Origin of the sequence: Nocardioides sp. YIM B13467, assembly GCF_042788075.1 — a bacterium.
In the GTDB taxonomy this organism is placed as follows: domain Bacteria; phylum Actinomycetota; class Actinomycetes; order Propionibacteriales; family Nocardioidaceae; genus Nocardioides.
In genome coordinates this window covers 1-17461 of the sequence record NZ_JBHZPJ010000004.1, presented here as the reverse complement: position 1 = coordinate 17461, position 17461 = coordinate 1, and the positions used below count along the sequence as shown (strand labels likewise).

Sequence of the window (17461 nt, the reverse complement as noted above, 5' to 3'; positions counted from 1 at the left end):
CGGGGCATAGACACTTGCGTCGTGGTCACGACTTCCCACCATCTCTCCGCGCAACAGCACGAACGGCTCGACCGGGCGACCGCCCGTCTCGACGGACCCGTCGGGGCGGTGGACCTCGCGGCGTTCGACGCCAACGCCGACGATCTGGTGCGCCGTGCGGCTGGCACCCCGATCCGAGTGGCCAGCAAGTCCGTACGCTGCCGGGCGCTGATCGACCGGGTGCTCGCCCGCGAGGGATACGAGGGGATCCTGGCCTTCACGCTGTTCGAGGCGCTGTGGCTGGCCGAGACGCACTACGACGTCGTGGTCGGCTACCCGACCGTCGACCGCGCCGCGCTCGCTGCCCTCGCGAAGGACGAGGAGAAGCTCGCCCGAGTCACCCTGATGGTCGACAGCGCCGAGGGGTTGTCGCTGGTCAAGGCCGCGATCGGCACCCCGGTCGCCCCCGTACGCGTCGCCATCGACCTCGACGCCGCGCTGGTCATCGCGCGCCGCATCTGGCTCGGCGCCCGCCGCTCTCCGGTCCGCACCCCCGAGGACGCCGTCGCGCTGGCCCGGATCGTCGCCGACGACCCGGACTTCCAGCTGGTCGGGCTGATGGCCTACGAGGGTCAGGTCGCCGGCACCGTCGACCGCCCGCTCGGCGGCAACCCGCCCGCGGCCGTCATCAGGAGGATGAAGAAGGCCTCGATCGCCGAGATCACCGAGCGCCGCGGGAAGATCGTCGCCGCCGTACGCTCCCTGGCCGACCTCGAGTTCGTCAACGGGGGTGGCACGGGCTCGATCGAGTCCACCCATGCCGACCCGTCGGTGACCGAGATCGCGGCCGGCTCCGGGCTCTACGGGCCGACCCTCTTCGACCGCTACGACGGCTTCACGCCCCATCCCGCGGCCTACTTCGGGCTGAGTGTGGTCCGCCGCCCTGCGCCCGGCATCGTCACCGTCGCCGGTGGTGGCTGGATCGCCTCGGGCCCGCCTGGACTCGACCGCGTCCCCAGCCCGACCTACCCCTTCGGCCTCGAGTACGTCGGCACCGAAGGCGCCGGGGAGGTCCAGACACCGCTGCGTGGGCATGCCGCCGACCAGCTCGCGATCGGTGACAAGGTCTGGTTCCGGCACGCGAAGGCGGGCGAGGTCTGCGAGCGGCTCGACACGCTCCAGCTGATCGAGGGCGACACGATCATCACCGTCGCGCCGACCTACCGGGGCGAGGGGCAGACCTTCCTGTGACCTGCTGGGTCACTCGCCCAGCAGCTGGAACCAGCTCTCGGTGACCAGCTCGCACATGTGGCCGTGCTCCACACCCCACAACCCGTCCTCCCAGCGCTGGAACAGATAGTCGAGCTGGCCGACCGCCAGTGCGCCGCGCAGCCGCCGGCTGTCGGCGTCGAATCGGTCCGCCTTGTCCAGACCCGCGCTGACGTCCTCGATCGTCTCGTCCGTCCAGGCGTCGACGATGCGGGTGAGATCGGGATCGACGGCCTGGGCGGCCCGGGCGATCGTGACGATCGGGCGCACCGCCGGCCATCGGGCAATGGCCTGTCGGATCCAGGCGCCGAGCTGCTCGCGGGTGCCGGCCGCCACGGCGTCGGCGAGGCCGCCGAGAGAGCTGCCCTGTGGGGAGCGGAGCTGGACCATCTCGTCCTCGAGGCGCTCGGCGATCAACGCCTTGATGACCTCGGACTTCGAGGGGAAGTAGGCGTAGAACGTCACCCGGGTGGTGCCTGCCGCCGAGGCGATCTCATCGATCGTCGTGGCCGCGTAGCCGCTCGCGACGAACCGATCCATCGCCGCGTCCAGCAGGAGCTGGCGAGTCATCGCCCTCTGAGCTGCACGGTTGGCCATGGCGTCACGATAAGCGACGCCGATACCTCCCTGGGGATTTCCACAGTTTCTCGAAAACTCGATGTCTCGCAGCTGGGCCCTCGGTAGGTTCTGTCCCGATGGATGATCAAGTGACCTGGGCGGACAAGGGCTTCTGGGAGCCGGGAGAAGCCGTCGATCTCACCACGTACGCAACCTCCGGCCGCAACCTCTTCGACGGCTCGTTCACCTGGCCGGTGATGGTGCTCAAGAAGAGCGCGCTGGAGCACAACATCGCGACCCTCGCGGGCTTCGCGGAGGAGCACGGCCTGCTGCTCGCCCCGCACGGCAAGACCACGATGGCGCCCTCGCTCTACCAGCGACAGCTCGCCGCCGGCGCGTGGGCGATCACCGTCGCCTCGCCCAGCCAGGCCCTGGTCGCCCGCCATGCCGGCGTACGCAGGGTCCTGGTCGCCAACGAGATCCTCGACCACAGCGCGCTGAGCTGGGTGGCCTCCGAGCGTGCGGCCGACCCGGAGTTCCTCCACCTGCACTGGGTCGACTCGGTCGAGGGCGTCGAGGCGGCGGCCGAGGCGTCGGCCCTGGTCGGGGTCGAGGACCGGCCGCTGGCCGTGCTGATCGACCTGGGCTTCCCGGGCGGGCGGACCGGCTGTCGCTCCGTCCAGGAGGCTGTCGAGCTCGCGCGGGTGGTCGACTCCACGCCGGGCGTACTCCTGGCGGGGGTCGCCGGCTACGAAGGCGGGCTGCGGACGGCGGAGGCGGTCGGCGACTACTTCGACCGTCTCAAGGAGCTCGCCTCGAGCCTGTACACCAAGGGCCTGATCGCCGCCGACGCCATCGTCTCCGCAGGTGGCAGTGCCTTCTTCGACGTGCTCGCCGAGCGCTGGTCCGCGGGCTGGCCGGACGGGATGACGCCTCGCAAGGTGCTGCGCAGCGGTGCGTACGTCACCCACGACCACGGTCTCTACGCCGGCGAGACGCCCTACGGCCGCATCGAGGGCACCCTGGACCCGGCGATCGAGGTGTGGGCCCAGGTCGTCTCGGCCCCGGAGGAGGGGCTGGTCATCGTCGGAATGGGCAGGCGGGACGCGCCCTTCGACCACGGCCTGCCCGTCCCGCTCGCGGTGCGGCGCAACGGCTTCGGTGGCGCGGAGCCGCTCGAGGGCACCGTCGAGAAGCTGGCCGACCAGCACGCCTTCCTGCGCACGGATGCCGGGCTGCGGCCGGGCGACCTGGTCAGCTTCGGGATCTCGCACCCGTGCACGGCGTTCGACAAGTGGCGCCTGATCCCGGTCGTCGATCTCGACTACACCGTGACCGACCTGGTCCGGACGTACTTCTGAGGACTCAGGCGATGTCGGAGAGTCGCAGCCTGACCTGGTAGAACGCGCCGTGGTCGGTGGCGCGACGGGCCGACGGGCCGGAGTAGACCTGGTAGCGGTCGGGCCGTAGCGACGGACTGAGGAATGCCTGGTCGATCGGCGCCCGGCGGGCGGTGGCGCAGTCTTCGTGCGTCGCGAGCGGACTCACCAGACCGGTCCCGGGCGAGGTCAGGTCGCACAGGATGTCGTTGCGCTGGTTGAAGTCGCCGGCCACGACCATCGGCACCTCGGCGCGCGCGACCACGTCCTTGACGATCCGGGCGTTCAGGTCGCGCCACTTCTTCTGCCCGGGCGCGGACGGGAGGCTCGCCGGGAAGTGCACGGGCAGGACCCCGACGCGCTGTCCCGAGGAACGCTCCTCCAGCACGACCACCGGCGCGCTGACGTGGGCGCCGTGGCGGTAGTACATGGTGACCGTCTCCTTGCTGACCAGCCGGAAGACCGAGCGCCGGTAGAAGACCGCGTCGTCGGTGGCATCGGGCGTGGAGACGAGGGCGAACTCCCGGCCGAACGACTCGAAGGCCTCCCGCTGCGGCGCCTCCACCTCGGCGAGCACGCCGAAGTCGATGACCGTACGCCGCAGGTGACCCACCACGATCCGCATCCGCGGCACGCCGTCGAGCCGGCCGGCAGCAGCACCTCCGGGAGCGGTGTGGTGGTCGGCCCACGCGTTGAGCCAGGCGAAGCGCTGGAAGCCGGGCTGAACCGGTCCGGCCTGGGCGACCTTGACGGTCGGGCCGGCGGAGGCGGTCGTCGGGACCAGGAAGCTCAAGGCGGCGGCGATGACACCGCACAGCGCGATCGCGGGCACGACGGCCCGCCATCGGTGGTCGAGCTTGGCGAGACCGTCCGAGGCAGTGGGGGACACGCCTACCGACGGTATGAGTCCGCTGTGTGCGCCGAACCAAACGCGTTCGAATACTCGGAAACCTCGGGTGAACTCCGGCGCCTACAGGTCCATGAAGATCAGGGCGCCCGCGATGTCGGCGGTACCGTAGTGGAGGTAGTCGTCGACCGTCGACTCCGGGACACCCTTCTGCGCGGTCACGAAGCCGACGACGACCGCCTTGGAGGAGTCCTTGGCGACCCATTTCCCGATGACGTCGTCAGCGATGAGGCTGCCGGTGGGCAGGTCGAAGTCGGTCTCCTTGACCGACTCCGCGGCCGCCGTCGCCTCCGCCTCGCTGTCGAAGACGTAGATCACCCGGAGCATCCGCAACTTGCCGCCCTCGGCGTCGTGGATCCCCATCGCGGCGTAGCCGCAGCCCTTCTTCTCCAGGGCCGCCGACGCGATCGGCCCGCAGTCCGGGTAGTCCTGGGAGGCCACGTACGTCGCGTTCATGCTCACGTCGCCGAGCTTGAACCTCCAGTCGCCCTCGAACAGATCCGCGGCCAGCCCGCCCGGGGCAGGGGCGGTCGCCGACGTGCTCGGCGTGGCCGTCACCGTCAGCGGCCCGGGCTTGGCCGTCGGGTCCTCGTCACCGCGGAGCAGGACGAGAGCGGCAGTGATGATCACGCCGATCATCAGCACCCCCGCGATCGCCCCCAGCCCGATGACGATGGGCCACGGGTTGTGCGGCTTCTCCGGCGGCGGTGGCCCTCCGACGGCGAACGAATTTTCGTTCGGCGGCCAGCCGGCCGGTGTCCCAGGCTGAAGGTCCGGCGCAGGAGGCATCGCGCCGTACCCGTCCGGCGGTGGTGGTGGTGTCGGCGTAGTCATCGGGCCCCCTGGCCGAGTAAAGAATCACGTAGGAGAAACGTTCCCACGCGGTTCCACGATTCTCTCGTACGCCCCCACCACCGCTGCTACTTTCTGCGATGCGCCGACGGGTGGGCGCCGCCTCGGCCATCACGCTCCACAAAGGATCCCCATGCGTCCTCGCTTGACCACGTACGCCTCTGACTGTGTGAGTCAGTAGATGGAGACGAAGTGGAAGGTCCTCATCGTCGCCGGCACGGTCCTGGCGATCTGGGTGATCCTGGAACTGCTCGGCTTGGTGGCCGACGTGGTCTTCGGGGCATTCCTGCAGAGCTATCCGGTGGCGTTGGCGGTCGTCGCGCTGGCGGTCGGCTACCTGCTCGGTCGCGACAGCAATCGGTAGCGGCCGAAAAGTAGTTCGGGACGTTTCCGCCCGTCTACCCGCAGGTAATAGGCAGAAACGTCCCGAACCATCTCGTTCACGCCGTCCTGATCACGGAGCGACCGGGTAGTGGCTGGAGATCGCGATCCGGTTCCAGGCGTTGATGGAGATCGCGACCCAGGTGAGGGCGGCGATCTGCTTGGCGTCGAGGATGCTCTCGACGTCCACCCTGGGGGCGGGGGCGGTGTGCAGGTCGCCGATGCGGGTGATCTGCTCGGCGATGGTGAGGGCGGCCTGCTCCTCGGGGGTGAAGTACTGCGACTCCCACCAGGCGGCGACGAGGGCGAGACGGTCGCTGGTCTCGCCGTTCTTGATGGCGTCCTGGGTGTGCATCCGCAGGCAGAAGGCGCAGCCGTTGATCTGGGAGGCGCGGAGCTTGACCAGATCGACGGTGAGCCGGTCGAGGCCGGCGACGGTGATGGCCTCCTCGACCGCCTCCTCGACGGCCATCTGGGCCTTGTACGCAGCGGGGAAGAGCTTGGTGACGTTGACGTTGGCGAGCATCTGGGTCCTTCGGGTCTGGCCCGCACTGCGCGGGCACTCATCAGGTTGACGAGGCGGCCGATGCGAATGTGAGGTCGCCACCTCACAATCGCGATGTCTGGCTCGTCACACTGGGTGAACCCCGGAGGAGATGCCACGATGCCTGACATGGACGACCTGGGCGAGGTGATGATCGAGCGCCGCCGCCTGATCGCGCTCGCCTATCGGCTGCTCGGCACGGTCGAGGAGGCCGAGGACGCGGTCCAGGAGACCTATCTGCGGTGGTATCGCCTCTCCGACGACGAGCGGGCGGCGATCGACAACCCCTCCGGCTGGCTGAGCCGCGTGACCAGCCGGGTCTGCCTCGACGTACTCAAGTCGGCGCGCAGCCGAAGGGAGAGGTACGTCGGCCCCTGGCTGCCCGAGCCGGTCAGGCCGGGTTTCCTGGCAGCCCCCGAGGATCCGGCCGACCGGGCGACCCTGGACGACACGGTGAGCACCGCGCTGCTCGTCGTACTCGACGCGATGACCCCGGCCGAGCGGGTCGCGTTCGTGCTCCATGACATCTTCGCCGTCCCGTTCGGCGACATCGCCGGGGTGGTCGGCCGCTCCCCGGCCGCGGTACGGCAGCTCGCGGCCTCCGCGCGCCGCCGGGTCGCCCAGCACCGCGACGACGTCGCCCCGCTGCCGGAGCACGACGACGTCGTACGCGCCTTCGTCTCGGCCACGGCCGGCGGCGACCTCGGCCGGCTGGTGACGCTGCTGGACCCGTCGATCACGCTCCGTTCCGACGGCGGTGGCCGGGTCAGCGCGGCCCTCAACCCGATCCTCGGGCCGGAGAAGGTGGCGCGGTTCCTGCTGGGCGTGCTCACGAAGCGGCCGACCTGGGCGATCCGGACGGAGGCCACCGCCGACGGCCTCGGGTTCACCTTCGTCGAGGACGGCGCTCACCGCGGCGTCGCCAACCTGCGGGTCGCCGGCGGCCGGGTCACCGACGTCTGGATCGTCCTGAACCCGGACAAGCTCGCCCGCTGGAGCTGATCACAGCCAGGGCCCGAGCTCCGGTGTGCCGGAGAGGCCGTGCGGCCGTCCCGCAAGCCAGGCGGCGACCTCGGGGAGTGGGCCGTCGACGCCGCTCAGGTCGTCGTCCGAGAGACCCCGCTTCGTACGGATCTCGCCGGCCAGCGCAAGCAGGAAGTCGTCGGGCAGATCGGCGAACGTGATTCCGACGCCGAGGTCGACGGCGTGGACGAAGACCTCACGGGCCCGCATCCACGGGACGTCGCTCGCCTTCCGGGTGACGAGCTGAGCGGTGATCACCTCGTGCTCCCACTGCTCGGGGGTCAGTCGGTCCATGGCCGCGTCGAGCTCCGCGGCGCCGCGGTGATACCAGGAGCGGAGCTCCTCGGCCGGTCGCGTCGCCGCCGCCTCGATGTCGGCGTTGCGCTGCTCCGTGGAGGCGTACATCCGCTTCTCCACGCCAGTCTCCGCCCAGGAGATCAGGTTGCCGAGGGCATCGGCGTTGGCGGCGACGTGGCCGACCAGGTGCTTGCGGGTCCAGCCCGGCAGCTGCGAGTCGGCATCGAAGCCGTCGATGGCGAGGCCGTCGATGGCGCCGGTCAGCAGGGCCGTGCCCTCCGCGACCCAGCGGCGGGCGTCGTCGAACGTACGCGTCGGGGTGGTGCCGATCAGGACGGACATCACGTTCCCTCGGCGGTACGGATGGTGTCGAGCTTCATCGTCTGGTGTTCCTCACTGGTCGATCTGGGTGCGGTGGGACGGAGCGCCTCGAAGACGTGGTCATTGTCACAGCCCCGTCGCCAGCTCGGTCAATCTCCTGCGAAGGCGAGCGATAGATGCTTGGTTTGGTGTGATCAGGAAGAGGTGGGATGGACAAGCCGCTCAAGACCCGGCCCCCGTACGCGATCACCAGCGTCGACCACGCACTCAAGCTGGCGGCGATCCTTCAGGTCGAAGGCCGCTTGACCGTTTCGGAGGCAGCGGCTCGGCTCGACGTCGCTCGCTCCACCGCCCACCGGCTGCTGGCGATGCTGGTCTACCGCGACTTCGCGGTCCAGGACGAGGACAAGGTCTACCGAGCCGGACCGGTGCTGGAGCTGGCCGCCCACTCGCGCTCGACCGCATCCAGGCTCCGCCAGGTCGCGCTGCCGCATCTGCAGCGCCTGGTCGACCTGCTGGGCGAGTCCGCCAACGTCGCCGTACGCACCGGTGACACCTGCCGCTTCATCGCCTCGGTCGAGTCGCCGCAGTCGCTCAAGGTCGGCTCCCGCGAGGGCATGGTCTTCCCCGCACACCGCACCACCGCCGGCCTCCTGCTCCTGGCCCAGATCTCCGACGACGAGGTCGCCTCGATCTACTCCCGGGAGAGGTACGCCGACCACCTGGCCGATCGCCCGGACATCGACGCGCTGCGTACCGAGCTCGAGCGCGTACGCCGCAACGGCTTCGCCTTCAACGACGGCCGCTCCGAGCGTGGCGTGGTCGCGGTCGGCGTCCCCGTCCGTGGCGCCGGCGGCGACGTCGTCGCCGGGATGTCGATCTCCATGCCCAGCGTCCGCTACGACAAGGAGTCCCTGCCGAGCGTCGTCGCCACCCTGATGTCCGGCGCAGCGGCTCTGGAGCGTGACCTGAGTCAAGGGTGATCTGCGTCAAGTTGATGCCGGTAGCGTCCGGTCGCGAGTTACGCTCGGACCAATGAGCAACACCCCGCCCTCCAGCGATACCCGAGAATCGAAACCGACACGCATCGACTGGATCGCGACCGCCGCAGGCGCCCTCGCTGCCGTCACCTCCGCCGTCCTGCTCTCCACGCTCGGTGCCGTCGGCACCCTCGTCGGGGCGGCGATGGGCAGCGTGGCGGCCACGATCGGCACCAACCTCTACTCGCAGTGGCTCGCGAAGAGCCACCAGAAGGTGACCAGCGTCCAGGCCCTGGCCCGGTGGCGGGCGGCCGGGCTCGCCGGCGTACGAACCAGCCCGGAGCCTGCGACAGAGCCGGCTTCGGACTCCGTGGCCGAGGCGGCGGAGGTGGCCGAGGGGGACGAGGACGGCGACGCCGAGCCGACGCTGTCGTGGCAGGAGCGCCTCAAGACTCTGCCCTGGAAGCGGATCGCGCTGCTCTCGCTGGCGATGTTCGTGGTCGTGGTCGCCGCGATCACCGTCTTCGAGCTGCTGGCCGGGCGCAGCGTCAGCTCGATCACGAGCGGTGGAGACGGCAGCACGACGATCTCCCGGGTGACCGGAGGCGACTCGGAGAAGGGCGACGACAAGCGGCGCGAGGACCCGTCACCGGACGCCACCGCGACTCCCGAGGAGTCCGCGAGCGCGAGCACCGAGCCCTCGGAGTCGGCCGAGCCGTCCGAGTCGGCCACGACGGAGGAGCCGAGCGCCGAGCCGTCGACCTCGACCGGGTCGAGCTCCTCACCGTCGGCGCAGCCGAGCGAGAGCGGCAGCACCTCGACCGGGCCTTCGCCCACGGTAGGAGCCTCCCCCGACGCAGGGGACCAGGCGACCCCCTGAGGCCGGCTCACATCCGGAAGAGGATCTCCGCGCCGAGGTCGGTGTTGCCGTAGGAGGTGTACTCCTTGCCCTGGGCCACGGTGATTCCGTCGCTGGCCGTGACCATGGTGTAGACGACGTACTTGCCGTAGTCCTTCACCTTGAACCATCCCTGGGTGTAGCCGGGCAGGGAGGCTTCCGTGGGCGGGATCACGTGCCGCGGCTCGATCTTCGTGGCGGCCTTGCCGGCGGCCTCGACGGTGCTGAAGTCGTAGATGAAGTGGGTCATCCGCAGGTTGCCCCGCTGCGCCTTGTAGGAGACCCGCACGGCGTAGTCGCAGCCGAGGTTGCGGATCGCGGGCTTCAGCGTCGCCTTGCAGCCGGAGTAGTCCTTGCCGCTCAGGTAGCGGGCCTTCAGGGTGACGTCGCCGTAGGTGAACTGCCATGGGCGGGGGACGTCGGCCTTGGAGAGGTGTTCCGGCCCGATGGTCGAACGCGAGCTGGTGGCGCCGTCGCTGGGGTCGGCGGAGCTGGTCCCGGGCCAGTCGGGCTTGCCGCTGGACTCACCGCCGACGTCGGAGCTTCCGCCGCCCTGGCTCGCCGACTCGCTCGGTGTCCTGCCGGCCGAGGCCGTGTCGCTCGCGGTCGGCGCTCCGGCGGTCGTGGCCGCGTCATCGCCGCGGGTGAAGAGGGCGTAGACGACCACCCCGCACACGACCACGAGCCCGAGGGAGACGGCGATGGTCAGGACCTGGCGCAGTGGCCCGCCCTGGCCGGCGCGTTCCTTGCGGGCGTTGAACGCCGGCCGGTTGCCGCCCTCGTCGGAGAGCCCGATCAGGCGCTCGTTGTAGTCGAAAGGGGCAGGCTGCTTCTGCGGCTCCTCGTCAGGCGCGCCCGAACCGGGGGAGCCTGGGGGCGGCGGATACGGCATGGGGTTTGTCTACCATCTATCAACAGTCGCCACGCCGAAGGTTTGGAAGACGGACGAAATCCCGCCCGAATCCCCGCTCGAGCAGCGAGATGAACACGGATACCCACCGTACGCGGCCCAGGACCCGGGCACCTACAACTTGGCAATGCTTACCCAATCCTCTTCTTTCGGCGCGGAGCCGCAAACCCTGCGGAATCGCGTGTTGCTGCATTGCAGGAATTCGATGAACGAGTCTTTGCAATGCAGATTCTTGGGGAATCGATTGTGATGCGGGGCAGGGGAAAGAACACGAAACTCAGTTACCCGCCCCCGGTAAGCCGCGAAACCCGTGGTTTCGGGTGCGGAAGCCCACAACACGTGGGCCTTTCCCCCAGGAGGAGACGTATGAGGTTCCAACGCACCACCTTCCGTCCCCGCACGATCGCCGCGCTTGCCGCGGGTGTGGGTCTCGCGGCCTCCGCCGCCGTCGCCGTCCCGGCAGCCGCCGCGGATGCCGAGTTCAGCAAGGCCGAGGTCGCGTCGGTCAAGTCGGCCGTCGCCGAGTCCGCTCCGGTCGGCTCGTCGTGGTACACCGACCCGGCCACCAACAAGGTCGTCATCACCGTCGACGAGACCGTCTCCGCGGCCGAGATCGCGGAGGTCAAGGACGCTGCCGCCGAGAAGACGAGCCAGGGCGACGAGGCTGTGACCGTCAAGCACACCAAGGGCGAGTTCAGCCCGCTCATCGGCCCCGGCGACGCCATCTACGGCGGCGGCTCCCGCTGCTCGCTCGGCTTCAACGTCAAGGTCGGCGGCGCCGACTACTTCCTGACCGCGGGCCACTGCACCGACGCCGTCTCGACCTGGTACGCCAACTCCTCGCAGAGCACGCTCCTCGGCTCGACCGCGGGCTCGAGCTTCCCGGGCAACGACTACGGGATCGTCCGCTACAACTCGACCATCTCGAAGACCGGTGGCTTCACCGCGGGCACCGCTCGGGTCGGCCAGAGCGTCACCCGCGACGGCTCGACCACCGGTGTCCACACCGGCACCGTGACGGCGGTCAACGCCAGCGTCCGCTACGCCGAGGGAACCGTCAGCGGCCTGATCCAGACCAACGTGTGCGCGGAGCCCGGTGACTCCGGCGGCGCGCTCTACTCTGGTTCGACCGCGCTGGGTCTGACCTCCGGCGGCAGCGGTAACTGCTCCACCGGCGGAACCACCTTCTTCCAGCCGGTGACCGAGGCGCTCAGCGTGTACGGCGCCACGATCTACTGATCAAGCACAGGTACGCCGCGGGGTGAGGTGGTTTGAGCCACTTTGCCCCGCGGCGTACGAAATTTCGTCGAACTACGAAAGTTTTTTGCCAACGACTGGCCGATGAGGTGCCTACAACGACATACTCACTGTGGTCGTGTTCGGGCACAATCCGCGGTGGAGGAACGTATGAGGTTCACCAGGTCACGTAACCGTCTGCTCGCTGCAGCGGTCGGACTAGGGCTGGCGGCTGGCGCCGCGGCCACGCCGGCGGTCGCCGCGCCCCCAGAGGTGGGGGCCCGCGCCCACACGCTGGCGGCCGCCTACGCCGCCGTCGACTCCGCGGTCAGCAGGTCCGCGCTGTCCGGCATCGCCTGGTACACCGACGAGGCCACCGGCAAGGTGGTCGTGACCGCGGACTCCACCGTCCCCGCATCCGCGCTGAGCAGGTTGACCGAGACGGTCGGGGCCGATGCCGACGCGATCACGATCAAGCGCGCCAAGGGCGAGTTCAAGCCGTTCCTCGGCGCCGGCGACGCCGTCTACGGCTCCGGCGTTCGGTGCTCGGTCGGGTTCAACGTACGCAGCCATGGCACCCACTACTTCCTGACCGCCGGCCACTGCGCCGAAGAGGTGGGGACGTGGTACACCAACTCCGGCCGGACCACCCGGATCGGGCCGACGGTGAAGTCGAGCTTCCCGGGCAACGACTACGCGCTGGTGCGTTACGACAACACCTCGCTGACCCACCAGGGCGGCTACTCCGTCGGTGACGCCCGCGTGGGCCAGAGGGTCACCCGCGACGGCTCGTCGACCGGCGTGCACTCCGGCCGGGTCGAGGCGCTCGACGTCTCGGTCCGCTACCGCGGGTCCGGCACCGTCCGCGGCATGATCCAGACCGACATCTGTGCCGAGTCGGGCGACTCAGGGGGCCCGCTCTACGCCGGCTCGACCGCGCTCGGGATCACCTCGGGCGGCTCCGGTGACTGCGACTCCGGCGGCACCACCTTCTTCCAGCCCGTCCGCGAGGCCGTCAACGCCTACGACGTCAACATCTACTGATACGCCGCTGAAATTGGGCGAAGTGGTTCAGACCACTTCGCGCTATTTGGTAATGATTTCCGCCTGGCGGTGAAATTTTCTTCCTTCGCGTAGCCGACCGATCGACCCGTCGACATACTCCCGAGAAGGCGTGCTCGGGCACATCGCGGTGGTCGGGCATTCCTGGCGCCTGCAACCACGCGGGTGCCTGGTCGTTCGTAGGAGGAACACATGAGGTTCACCACGTCCCGCACCCGTCTGGCCGCAGTCGTCGCCGGTCTTGGTCTGGCAGCTACCGCTGCCACCACGCCGGCTGTCGCCGCACCGGATCACAAGGAGTTCAGTCCGAAGGCGTTGGCAGCGGTCAACTCCGCCGTCGACAAGTCGGCCGTATCCGGCATCGCCTGGTACACCGACGCCGCGACCGGCAAGGTCGTCGTCACCGCCGACTCCACCGTCTCCAAGGCGGAGCTGGCCAAGGTCACCAAGGCCGCCGGCGCCGATGCCGAGGCACTCACGATCAAGCGCACCGCCGGCAAGTTCACCACCCTGCTCGGCGCCGGCGATGCGATCTACGGCTCCGGCTACCGCTGCTCGTTGGGGTTCAACGTGCAGAGCGGCAGCAGCTACTACTTCATCACCGCAGGTCACTGCGGTGACGAGGTTCCGACCTGGTACGCCAACTCGGGCCAGTCCACCCTGATCGGCCCGACGGTCTCCTCGAGCTTCCCGGGCAACGACTACGCCCTGGTCCGTTATGACAACCCCTCGCTCTCGCACCCCGGCGGCTTCTCGGTCGCCGACGCGTACGTCGGTGAGCGGGTCACCCGAGACGGCTCCACCACCGGCGTCCACACCGGCACCGTCCAGGCGCTCAACGTCACCGTCCGCTACCAGGGCTCCGGCCGGGTCAGCGGCCTGATCCAGACCAACGTGTGCGCCGAGCCCGGTGACTCCGGCGGCGCGCTCTACGACGGCACCAAGGCCCTCGGCATCACCTCGGGTGGTTCCGGCAACTGCACCACAGGCGGAACGACCTTCTTCCAGCCCGTTCGGGAGGCGGTCAACGCCTACGGCGTGACCATCTACTGATCGGCCCACCGCTGGTCGAGCTCCGCTCACGGGGCTCGACCAGCGGTCGTCTCAAACCGCCACCGGGATCAGTGCTGCGTCGGCGGAGTCCTTGATGAGCCGGGCGTACGCATCGAAGAGCCGCTGCTCGGAGAGGCGCTGTCGGTTGCGGAAGATCCGCTCGAAGTGCTCCTCGCGCTGGGCGAAGGCGGCCTTCCAGGACTCGGCCATCTCGGCCGGGTCGAAGCTCGAGACCAGACGGAGGTCGCCGACCATCGCCGGAGCGTCGCCGACCGGCGTGGTCACCGGGACCGCGCCGCAGGCCATCCCCTCGAGCAGGCAGAGCGGGGCGGCCTCGCCGAATGCCGAGGTGAGCGTGATCAGATCGGCGGCGTTGTAGAGCGGCGCCATCTGGCTCTGGATCCCGAGGGCGTGCAGGTTGTTCTCCAGCGCCGGCCAGGCGCCGAGCTCCTCGGTGATGAGCTGGGCGAAGGCCGGATTGTCCGCGGTCATCCCGGCGCCGCACATGACGAGGTGGGCGTCGGGGTGCTCCTGGACGAAGCGGCGCGCCGCCCGGACGAAGAGCGGGATGTTCTTCATCTCGTCGAAGCGAGCCGCGATCATCACCACAGGTGCGTCGCCGTCCACGCCGAGCTCGGCCCGCTTGCCGGCCCGCAGCTCGGCATCGGTGCGGAACTTGTAGAGGTCGACCCCGTTGGGGAAGACCGGCAGCCGCTCCAGCGGGATCCCGGTCGCCTCGTGGTAAGCCCGCTGGGTCGACTCCGCGCAGCACACGGCCGCGGTCAGCAGCCCGGCCCGGTCGAGGTCGATGAGCTCCTGCACCCCTGCCCCCTGATGCTCCGGGTCGGAGCGGTGCAGGCAGGTGATCAGCGGAGTCCCGGACGTACCGACCCTGCCCAGCACCGTGAGCGGCTGCTCCTTGAGGGAGAGCACCACGTCGGCCTTGGCCACCGACTGCGCCACGCGCTTGAGCTGGCTGGTGGTGATGGGGCCCGTCGGCGTACGTCTCAATGCCCGCACCGGGACGCCGGCCGAGGTCAGGCGGCGGTAGGAGTTGTCGGAGGAGATCCGCTGCGCGGTGAACTCGCGCTGCACGCGGTCGCTGAGGCTGAGCACGCTGTGCTGCTGAGGCGTGGTGGCGTCGAGCGCGCGGACGACTGCGGTGTGCAGGATCCGGGCGCCACCGGCGAAGAAACCTTCGTACAGGGAGAGGACGGAAGGGCCGTCCTCGAGGTATGTCACGGTGGACATGTCGACCTCACTTTTTCCGCAGGAGGCATCGCCCGAGCGGTGATGGTGGTGGGGCTACGGCAGAGATATGCGGCTTCGTCCGGACGCTAACGCGTCCGTGGGCGCATCCCAAGACATCATCGGCTCGGGGCGAAGGATTTCACTTGATCGTCATCTTCACGCGCGCATCGTAGGAGCGACGGAGGATTTATCGAAACCGGCGAGGATCCGGGCTCGATTTACGGTATCCGATGTGGCGTTCGTCACGCTATGCGTTCTTCGAGATTGCTCGGTGAACGATTGGCGCGGGTCTCGGACGCGCTGCCGAATGGGGCCCCGAGGGTGGCCGGATCCCGCTACGTTCGGGAGTATGACGACCGAGGTGACGACGTACCGCTATGTCCGTTTCGCTCTGTGCTGTCTGCTCGCGGGGCTGGCGATCTCGGTGGGTGCCGAGACGGTTATGAGTGGGGAGTGGCAGACCTCCATCTCGTCCTACTACTACACCCCGGCGGGCCCGGTCTTCACCGCGGTGCTGTGTGCGCTGGGTGTGTGTCTGGTGGTGCTGCGGGGCTACACCGACGCGGAGGACACCGCGCTCAACCTCGCCGGGCTCTCGGCGCCGATGGTCGGCTTCGTGCCGACGCCCGAGATCGGGCAGCAGATCGACAAGGCCGCCATCGTCAACAACGCCTGGAGCTATCTGGCGGTGATGGCGATCGGCTGGGTGGTCGTGCTGATCTTCGGGCTCCGCAAGCGCGCCGCCGCCGGGGCCTGGCCGTCGCGCTGGGGTGCCATCGGCCTGGTCTCCGTCGCGGGGGCATGGGTGGTCGGGGTCGGCTGGCTGCTGATCGACCAGGAGAGCTTCGCGACCAAGGCGCACGGGCTCGCGGCCGTGTTCACCTTCACGCCGTTCGCGCTGGCGGTCGTCCTCAACACCGACTGGGGCGTGCGGAAGATCGCGCAGGAGGCCGACAAGGCGCGTACGCGGCTGGACAAGACCTACTGGGCGCTGGTCGTGGCCATGGTGGTGCTGCTGGTGGGCGGGATCGTGCTGGGCCTGGCCGGCTGGAAGTATTGGCTGCTGGCGACCGAGGTCTCGCTGCTGGTCTGCTTCACGATCTTCTGGGTCCTCCAGAGCTTCGACCTGATGGACCCGGAGCGCGACGCGCTCACGACGCGTCCGCGCACAGTGCTTTGATCGCGGGGCTCACCGGAAGTCGATGAGCAGGTCGTCGTCGCCGTTCTCGGGGTCGGTGATGACGCGGGGGAGGCGTACGGCGGTGTCGGTGCGCTTGGCCAGGGGCACCTTCGACTCCGGCTCCTCGTCCATCTCGACGGTGTGCTTGACCTGCGCGTGCGGGAGCACCTGCGCCCGCCAGGCGCGGCAGTTGTAGGGCAGCTGCATGCCGTCCATGCCGCGGCCGTAGTCGTCGTAGAAGGCCAGCACCTCGCGGCGCTTCTGCTCCTGGGCCTCCGGCTCGAGGGTGGCGATGTTGGAGCGCGACTGGACCAGGTCCTGGATCGAGTGGCGGTCGACGACCTGCCAGTGCCGGAAGGTCTGGGCCTCGACGGCCGAGAAGAACCCGGAGTCGTCGAGGATCGGGGCCGGGTCGAAGCCACCGTCCTGCTTGCCGATCAGCCTGCCCAGCTTGCGCACCCAGGGGATCCGCTCGTCGCGCTCGTTCTGGACCACGGCGAGTCGTCCGTCCGTACGCAGCACTCGCCCGATCTCCGTCAGCGCCTTGGTGTGGTCGAACCAGTGGAACGCCTGGCCGACGACGACCACGTCGTAGAGGCTGTCGCCGGTCGGGATCTGCTCGGCGGTACCGCTGGTGGCGCGTACGTCCGGGAGCTTCCCGGAGAGGATGTCGAGCATCGCGTCGTCCGGGTCGGTCGCGAAGACGTCGTGGCCCAGGCCGACCAGCACCTCGGTGAGCTTGCCGGTGCCGGCCCCGAGCTCGAGGACCGAGCACGGCTCCTCGCCGACCAGCCACTTCACCGCATCCACCGGGTAGGACGGGCGCCCGCGGTCATAGCTGTCCGCCACGCCTCCGAAGGAGCGTGCCGGATCGGGGTTGGCTGGGTCCGTCATCTCGGTCAGGGTAACGCGCGCTTAAGGTTGACGCGTGAAGGACGATCCGCTTGCCCGGTTGGTGTCGCTCGAAGGTGTGGCCTCGGGGTTCGCCGCAGCTCGTGACGGCATCGATGTGATGCTGCGTGACCGGGGACTGCGGCGTACGTCTCCGGAGACCACTGCCGAGTCGCTGCTGCGCGGTGCGCACGCCTCTGCCGTGCTGGAAGGGTCCTCGTCGTCCTTGGGCGAGGTTCGCGCCTCCGGCGGGGACGCGATCGCGCAGGACGCGGTGCGGCTCTCGACCGAGCTGCTCTCGCTGGTGCCGGTGGTGAAGCACGCGCCGCTGCAGGCGTTCGCGCGGCTGCATGCGCTCGCGGCCGCGGGGTCGCTGGAGGCTGAGGAGCTGGGTCGCCCGCGCTCGGCCGACTCGGCAGAGCGGTTGCGGCGTCTCTCCGATCTGCTGCTCGCGCCGACGTCGGCGCCGGCGTTGGTCGTGGCGGCGTTC

18 protein-coding genes and 1 pseudogene are annotated in these 17461 nt (G+C 69.4%); 11 read left to right on the top strand and 8 right to left on the bottom strand.

The window, feature by feature from the left end:
- Nucleotides 1–21 precede the first annotated feature (21 nt).
- Nucleotides 22–1230 (top strand): amino acid deaminase/aldolase, encoded by a 1209-nt coding sequence (locus tag ACFX43_RS01020; RefSeq protein WP_378815935.1) that lies wholly within the window; start codon nucleotides 22–24, stop codon nucleotides 1228–1230.
- A gap of 9 nt (nucleotides 1231–1239) precedes the next feature.
- Here ACFX43_RS01020 and ACFX43_RS01015 read toward each other — a convergent pair whose 3' ends face one another.
- Nucleotides 1240–1845 carry a TetR/AcrR family transcriptional regulator gene (locus ACFX43_RS01015; RefSeq protein WP_378815933.1) on the bottom strand — a complete coding sequence of 202 codons (606 nt, stop codon included), beginning with the start codon at nucleotides 1843–1845 and terminating at the stop codon, nucleotides 1240–1242.
- Between the two features lie 98 nt (nucleotides 1846–1943).
- Here ACFX43_RS01015 and ACFX43_RS01010 point away from each other — a divergent pair, with 98 nt between their 5' ends.
- On the top strand, nucleotides 1944–3167 hold the full coding sequence (locus ACFX43_RS01010; RefSeq protein ID WP_378815931.1) for an alanine racemase: 1224 nt from the start codon (nucleotides 1944–1946) through the stop codon (nucleotides 3165–3167).
- Nucleotides 3168–3171: 4 nt separating this feature from the next.
- Here ACFX43_RS01010 and ACFX43_RS01005 read toward each other — a convergent pair whose 3' ends face one another.
- Nucleotides 3172–4074, bottom strand: coding sequence for an endonuclease/exonuclease/phosphatase family protein (locus ACFX43_RS01005; RefSeq protein ID WP_378815929.1), 903 nt, complete (start codon nucleotides 4072–4074; stop codon nucleotides 3172–3174).
- Between the two features lie 81 nt (nucleotides 4075–4155).
- Entirely contained in the window at nucleotides 4156–4926 is a 771-nt protein-coding gene (locus ACFX43_RS01000; protein WP_378815927.1) for a hypothetical protein, read from the bottom strand.
- A 199-nt stretch (nucleotides 4927–5125) separates the two neighbouring features.
- Here ACFX43_RS01000 and ACFX43_RS00995 point away from each other — a divergent pair, with 199 nt between their 5' ends.
- Entirely contained in the window at nucleotides 5126–5308 is a 183-nt protein-coding gene (locus ACFX43_RS00995; RefSeq protein ID WP_378815925.1) for a hypothetical protein, read from the top strand.
- Nucleotides 5309–5398: 90 nt separating this feature from the next.
- Here ACFX43_RS00995 and ACFX43_RS00990 read toward each other — a convergent pair whose 3' ends face one another.
- The gene (locus tag ACFX43_RS00990; RefSeq protein WP_378815923.1) at nucleotides 5399–5851 is read right to left on the bottom strand and encodes a carboxymuconolactone decarboxylase family protein; all 453 of its coding nucleotides are present in this window, start codon (nucleotides 5849–5851) and stop codon (nucleotides 5399–5401) included.
- 138 nt (nucleotides 5852–5989) lie between these two features.
- Between ACFX43_RS00990 and sigJ the strand changes: the two genes are divergently transcribed.
- The gene (gene sigJ / locus ACFX43_RS00985; protein ID WP_378815921.1) at nucleotides 5990–6871 is read left to right on the top strand and encodes an RNA polymerase sigma factor SigJ; all 882 of its coding nucleotides are present in this window, start codon (nucleotides 5990–5992) and stop codon (nucleotides 6869–6871) included.
- Here sigJ and ACFX43_RS00980 read toward each other — a convergent pair whose 3' ends face one another.
- Entirely contained in the window at nucleotides 6872–7531 is a 660-nt protein-coding gene (locus ACFX43_RS00980; RefSeq protein WP_378815919.1) for a maleylpyruvate isomerase family mycothiol-dependent enzyme, read from the bottom strand.
- Between the two features lie 188 nt (nucleotides 7532–7719).
- Between ACFX43_RS00980 and ACFX43_RS00975 the strand changes: the two genes are divergently transcribed.
- Nucleotides 7720–8493, top strand: coding sequence for an IclR family transcriptional regulator (locus tag ACFX43_RS00975; RefSeq protein ID WP_378815917.1), 774 nt, complete (start codon nucleotides 7720–7722; stop codon nucleotides 8491–8493).
- A 52-nt stretch (nucleotides 8494–8545) separates the two neighbouring features.
- Nucleotides 8546–9370 (top strand): hypothetical protein, encoded by an 825-nt coding sequence (locus ACFX43_RS00970; RefSeq protein WP_378815915.1) that lies wholly within the window; start codon nucleotides 8546–8548, stop codon nucleotides 9368–9370.
- Nucleotides 9371–9377: 7 nt separating this feature from the next.
- Here the strand turns inward: ACFX43_RS00970 and ACFX43_RS00965 are convergent, their stop codons facing one another.
- Complete coding sequence (locus ACFX43_RS00965) at nucleotides 9378–10280, bottom strand: hypothetical protein (RefSeq protein WP_378815912.1); 903 nt, start codon at nucleotides 10278–10280, stop codon at nucleotides 9378–9380.
- Between the two features lie 384 nt (nucleotides 10281–10664).
- Here ACFX43_RS00965 and ACFX43_RS00960 point away from each other — a divergent pair, with 384 nt between their 5' ends.
- From ACFX43_RS00960 to ACFX43_RS00950, 3 genes are all read left to right on the top strand, one after another.
- Complete coding sequence (locus tag ACFX43_RS00960; RefSeq protein WP_378815910.1) at nucleotides 10665–11537, top strand: S1 family peptidase; 873 nt, start codon at nucleotides 10665–10667, stop codon at nucleotides 11535–11537.
- Between the two features lie 168 nt (nucleotides 11538–11705).
- Nucleotides 11706–12578 (top strand): S1 family peptidase, encoded by an 873-nt coding sequence (locus tag ACFX43_RS00955; RefSeq protein ID WP_378815909.1) that lies wholly within the window; start codon nucleotides 11706–11708, stop codon nucleotides 12576–12578.
- 210 nt (nucleotides 12579–12788) lie between these two features.
- Nucleotides 12789–13649: a S1 family peptidase gene (locus ACFX43_RS00950; RefSeq protein ID WP_378815907.1), complete on the top strand. Its 861-nt coding sequence runs from the start codon at nucleotides 12789–12791 to the stop codon at nucleotides 13647–13649.
- Nucleotides 13650–13700: 51 nt separating this feature from the next.
- Here ACFX43_RS00950 and ACFX43_RS00945 read toward each other — a convergent pair whose 3' ends face one another.
- A complete protein-coding gene (locus ACFX43_RS00945; protein WP_378815905.1) occupies nucleotides 13701–14900 on the bottom strand; it encodes a glycosyltransferase in 1200 nt (399 codons plus the stop codon).
- 349 nt (nucleotides 14901–15249) lie between these two features.
- Here ACFX43_RS00945 and ACFX43_RS00940 point away from each other — a divergent pair, with 349 nt between their 5' ends.
- Nucleotides 15250–16080: a hypothetical protein gene (locus tag ACFX43_RS00940; RefSeq protein ID WP_378815903.1), complete on the top strand. Its 831-nt coding sequence runs from the start codon at nucleotides 15250–15252 to the stop codon at nucleotides 16078–16080.
- 9 nt (nucleotides 16081–16089) lie between these two features.
- On the opposite strand, the gene ACFX43_RS00935 is transcribed toward ACFX43_RS00940, so the two are convergent.
- Entirely contained in the window at nucleotides 16090–16974 is an 885-nt protein-coding gene (locus tag ACFX43_RS00935) for a class I SAM-dependent methyltransferase (RefSeq protein WP_378815901.1), read from the bottom strand.
- A gap of 34 nt (nucleotides 16975–17008) precedes the next feature.
- Here ACFX43_RS00935 and ACFX43_RS00930 point away from each other — a divergent pair.
- Nucleotides 17009–17461 (top strand): annotated as a pseudogene (locus ACFX43_RS00930) (oxidoreductase); the annotation flags it as partial.

What these genes read in the sequence shown, in the direction of transcription:
- ACFX43_RS01015 (WP_378815933.1), bottom strand. Translation starts at nt 1,845, where the DNA reads ATGGCCAACCGTGCAGCTCAGAGGGCGATGACTCGCCAGCTCCTGCTG.
- ACFX43_RS01010 (WP_378815931.1), top strand. Translation starts at nt 1,944, where the DNA reads ATGGATGATCAAGTGACCTGGGCGGACAAGGGCTTCTGGGAGCCGGGA.
- ACFX43_RS01000 (WP_378815927.1), bottom strand. Translation starts at nt 4,926, where the DNA reads ATGACTACGCCGACACCACCACCACCGCCGGACGGGTACGGCGCGATG.
- ACFX43_RS00995 (WP_378815925.1), top strand. Translation starts at nt 5,126, where the DNA reads ATGGAGACGAAGTGGAAGGTCCTCATCGTCGCCGGCACGGTCCTGGCG.
- ACFX43_RS00990 (WP_378815923.1), bottom strand. Translation starts at nt 5,851, where the DNA reads ATGCTCGCCAACGTCAACGTCACCAAGCTCTTCCCCGCTGCGTACAAG.
- sigJ (WP_378815921.1), top strand. Translation starts at nt 5,990, where the DNA reads ATGCCTGACATGGACGACCTGGGCGAGGTGATGATCGAGCGCCGCCGC.
- ACFX43_RS00980 (WP_378815919.1), bottom strand. Translation starts at nt 7,531, where the DNA reads ATGTCCGTCCTGATCGGCACCACCCCGACGCGTACGTTCGACGACGCC.
- ACFX43_RS00975 (WP_378815917.1), top strand. Translation starts at nt 7,720, where the DNA reads ATGGACAAGCCGCTCAAGACCCGGCCCCCGTACGCGATCACCAGCGTC.
- ACFX43_RS00970 (WP_378815915.1), top strand. Translation starts at nt 8,546, where the DNA reads ATGAGCAACACCCCGCCCTCCAGCGATACCCGAGAATCGAAACCGACA.
- ACFX43_RS00965 (WP_378815912.1), bottom strand. Translation starts at nt 10,280, where the DNA reads ATGCCGTATCCGCCGCCCCCAGGCTCCCCCGGTTCGGGCGCGCCTGAC.
- ACFX43_RS00960 (WP_378815910.1), top strand. Translation starts at nt 10,665, where the DNA reads ATGAGGTTCCAACGCACCACCTTCCGTCCCCGCACGATCGCCGCGCTT.
- ACFX43_RS00955 (WP_378815909.1), top strand. Translation starts at nt 11,706, where the DNA reads ATGAGGTTCACCAGGTCACGTAACCGTCTGCTCGCTGCAGCGGTCGGA.
- ACFX43_RS00950 (WP_378815907.1), top strand. Translation starts at nt 12,789, where the DNA reads ATGAGGTTCACCACGTCCCGCACCCGTCTGGCCGCAGTCGTCGCCGGT.
- ACFX43_RS00945 (WP_378815905.1), bottom strand. Translation starts at nt 14,900, where the DNA reads ATGTCCACCGTGACATACCTCGAGGACGGCCCTTCCGTCCTCTCCCTG.
- ACFX43_RS00940 (WP_378815903.1), top strand. Translation starts at nt 15,250, where the DNA reads ATGACGACCGAGGTGACGACGTACCGCTATGTCCGTTTCGCTCTGTGC.
- ACFX43_RS00935 (WP_378815901.1), bottom strand. Translation starts at nt 16,974, where the DNA reads ATGACGGACCCAGCCAACCCCGATCCGGCACGCTCCTTCGGAGGCGTG.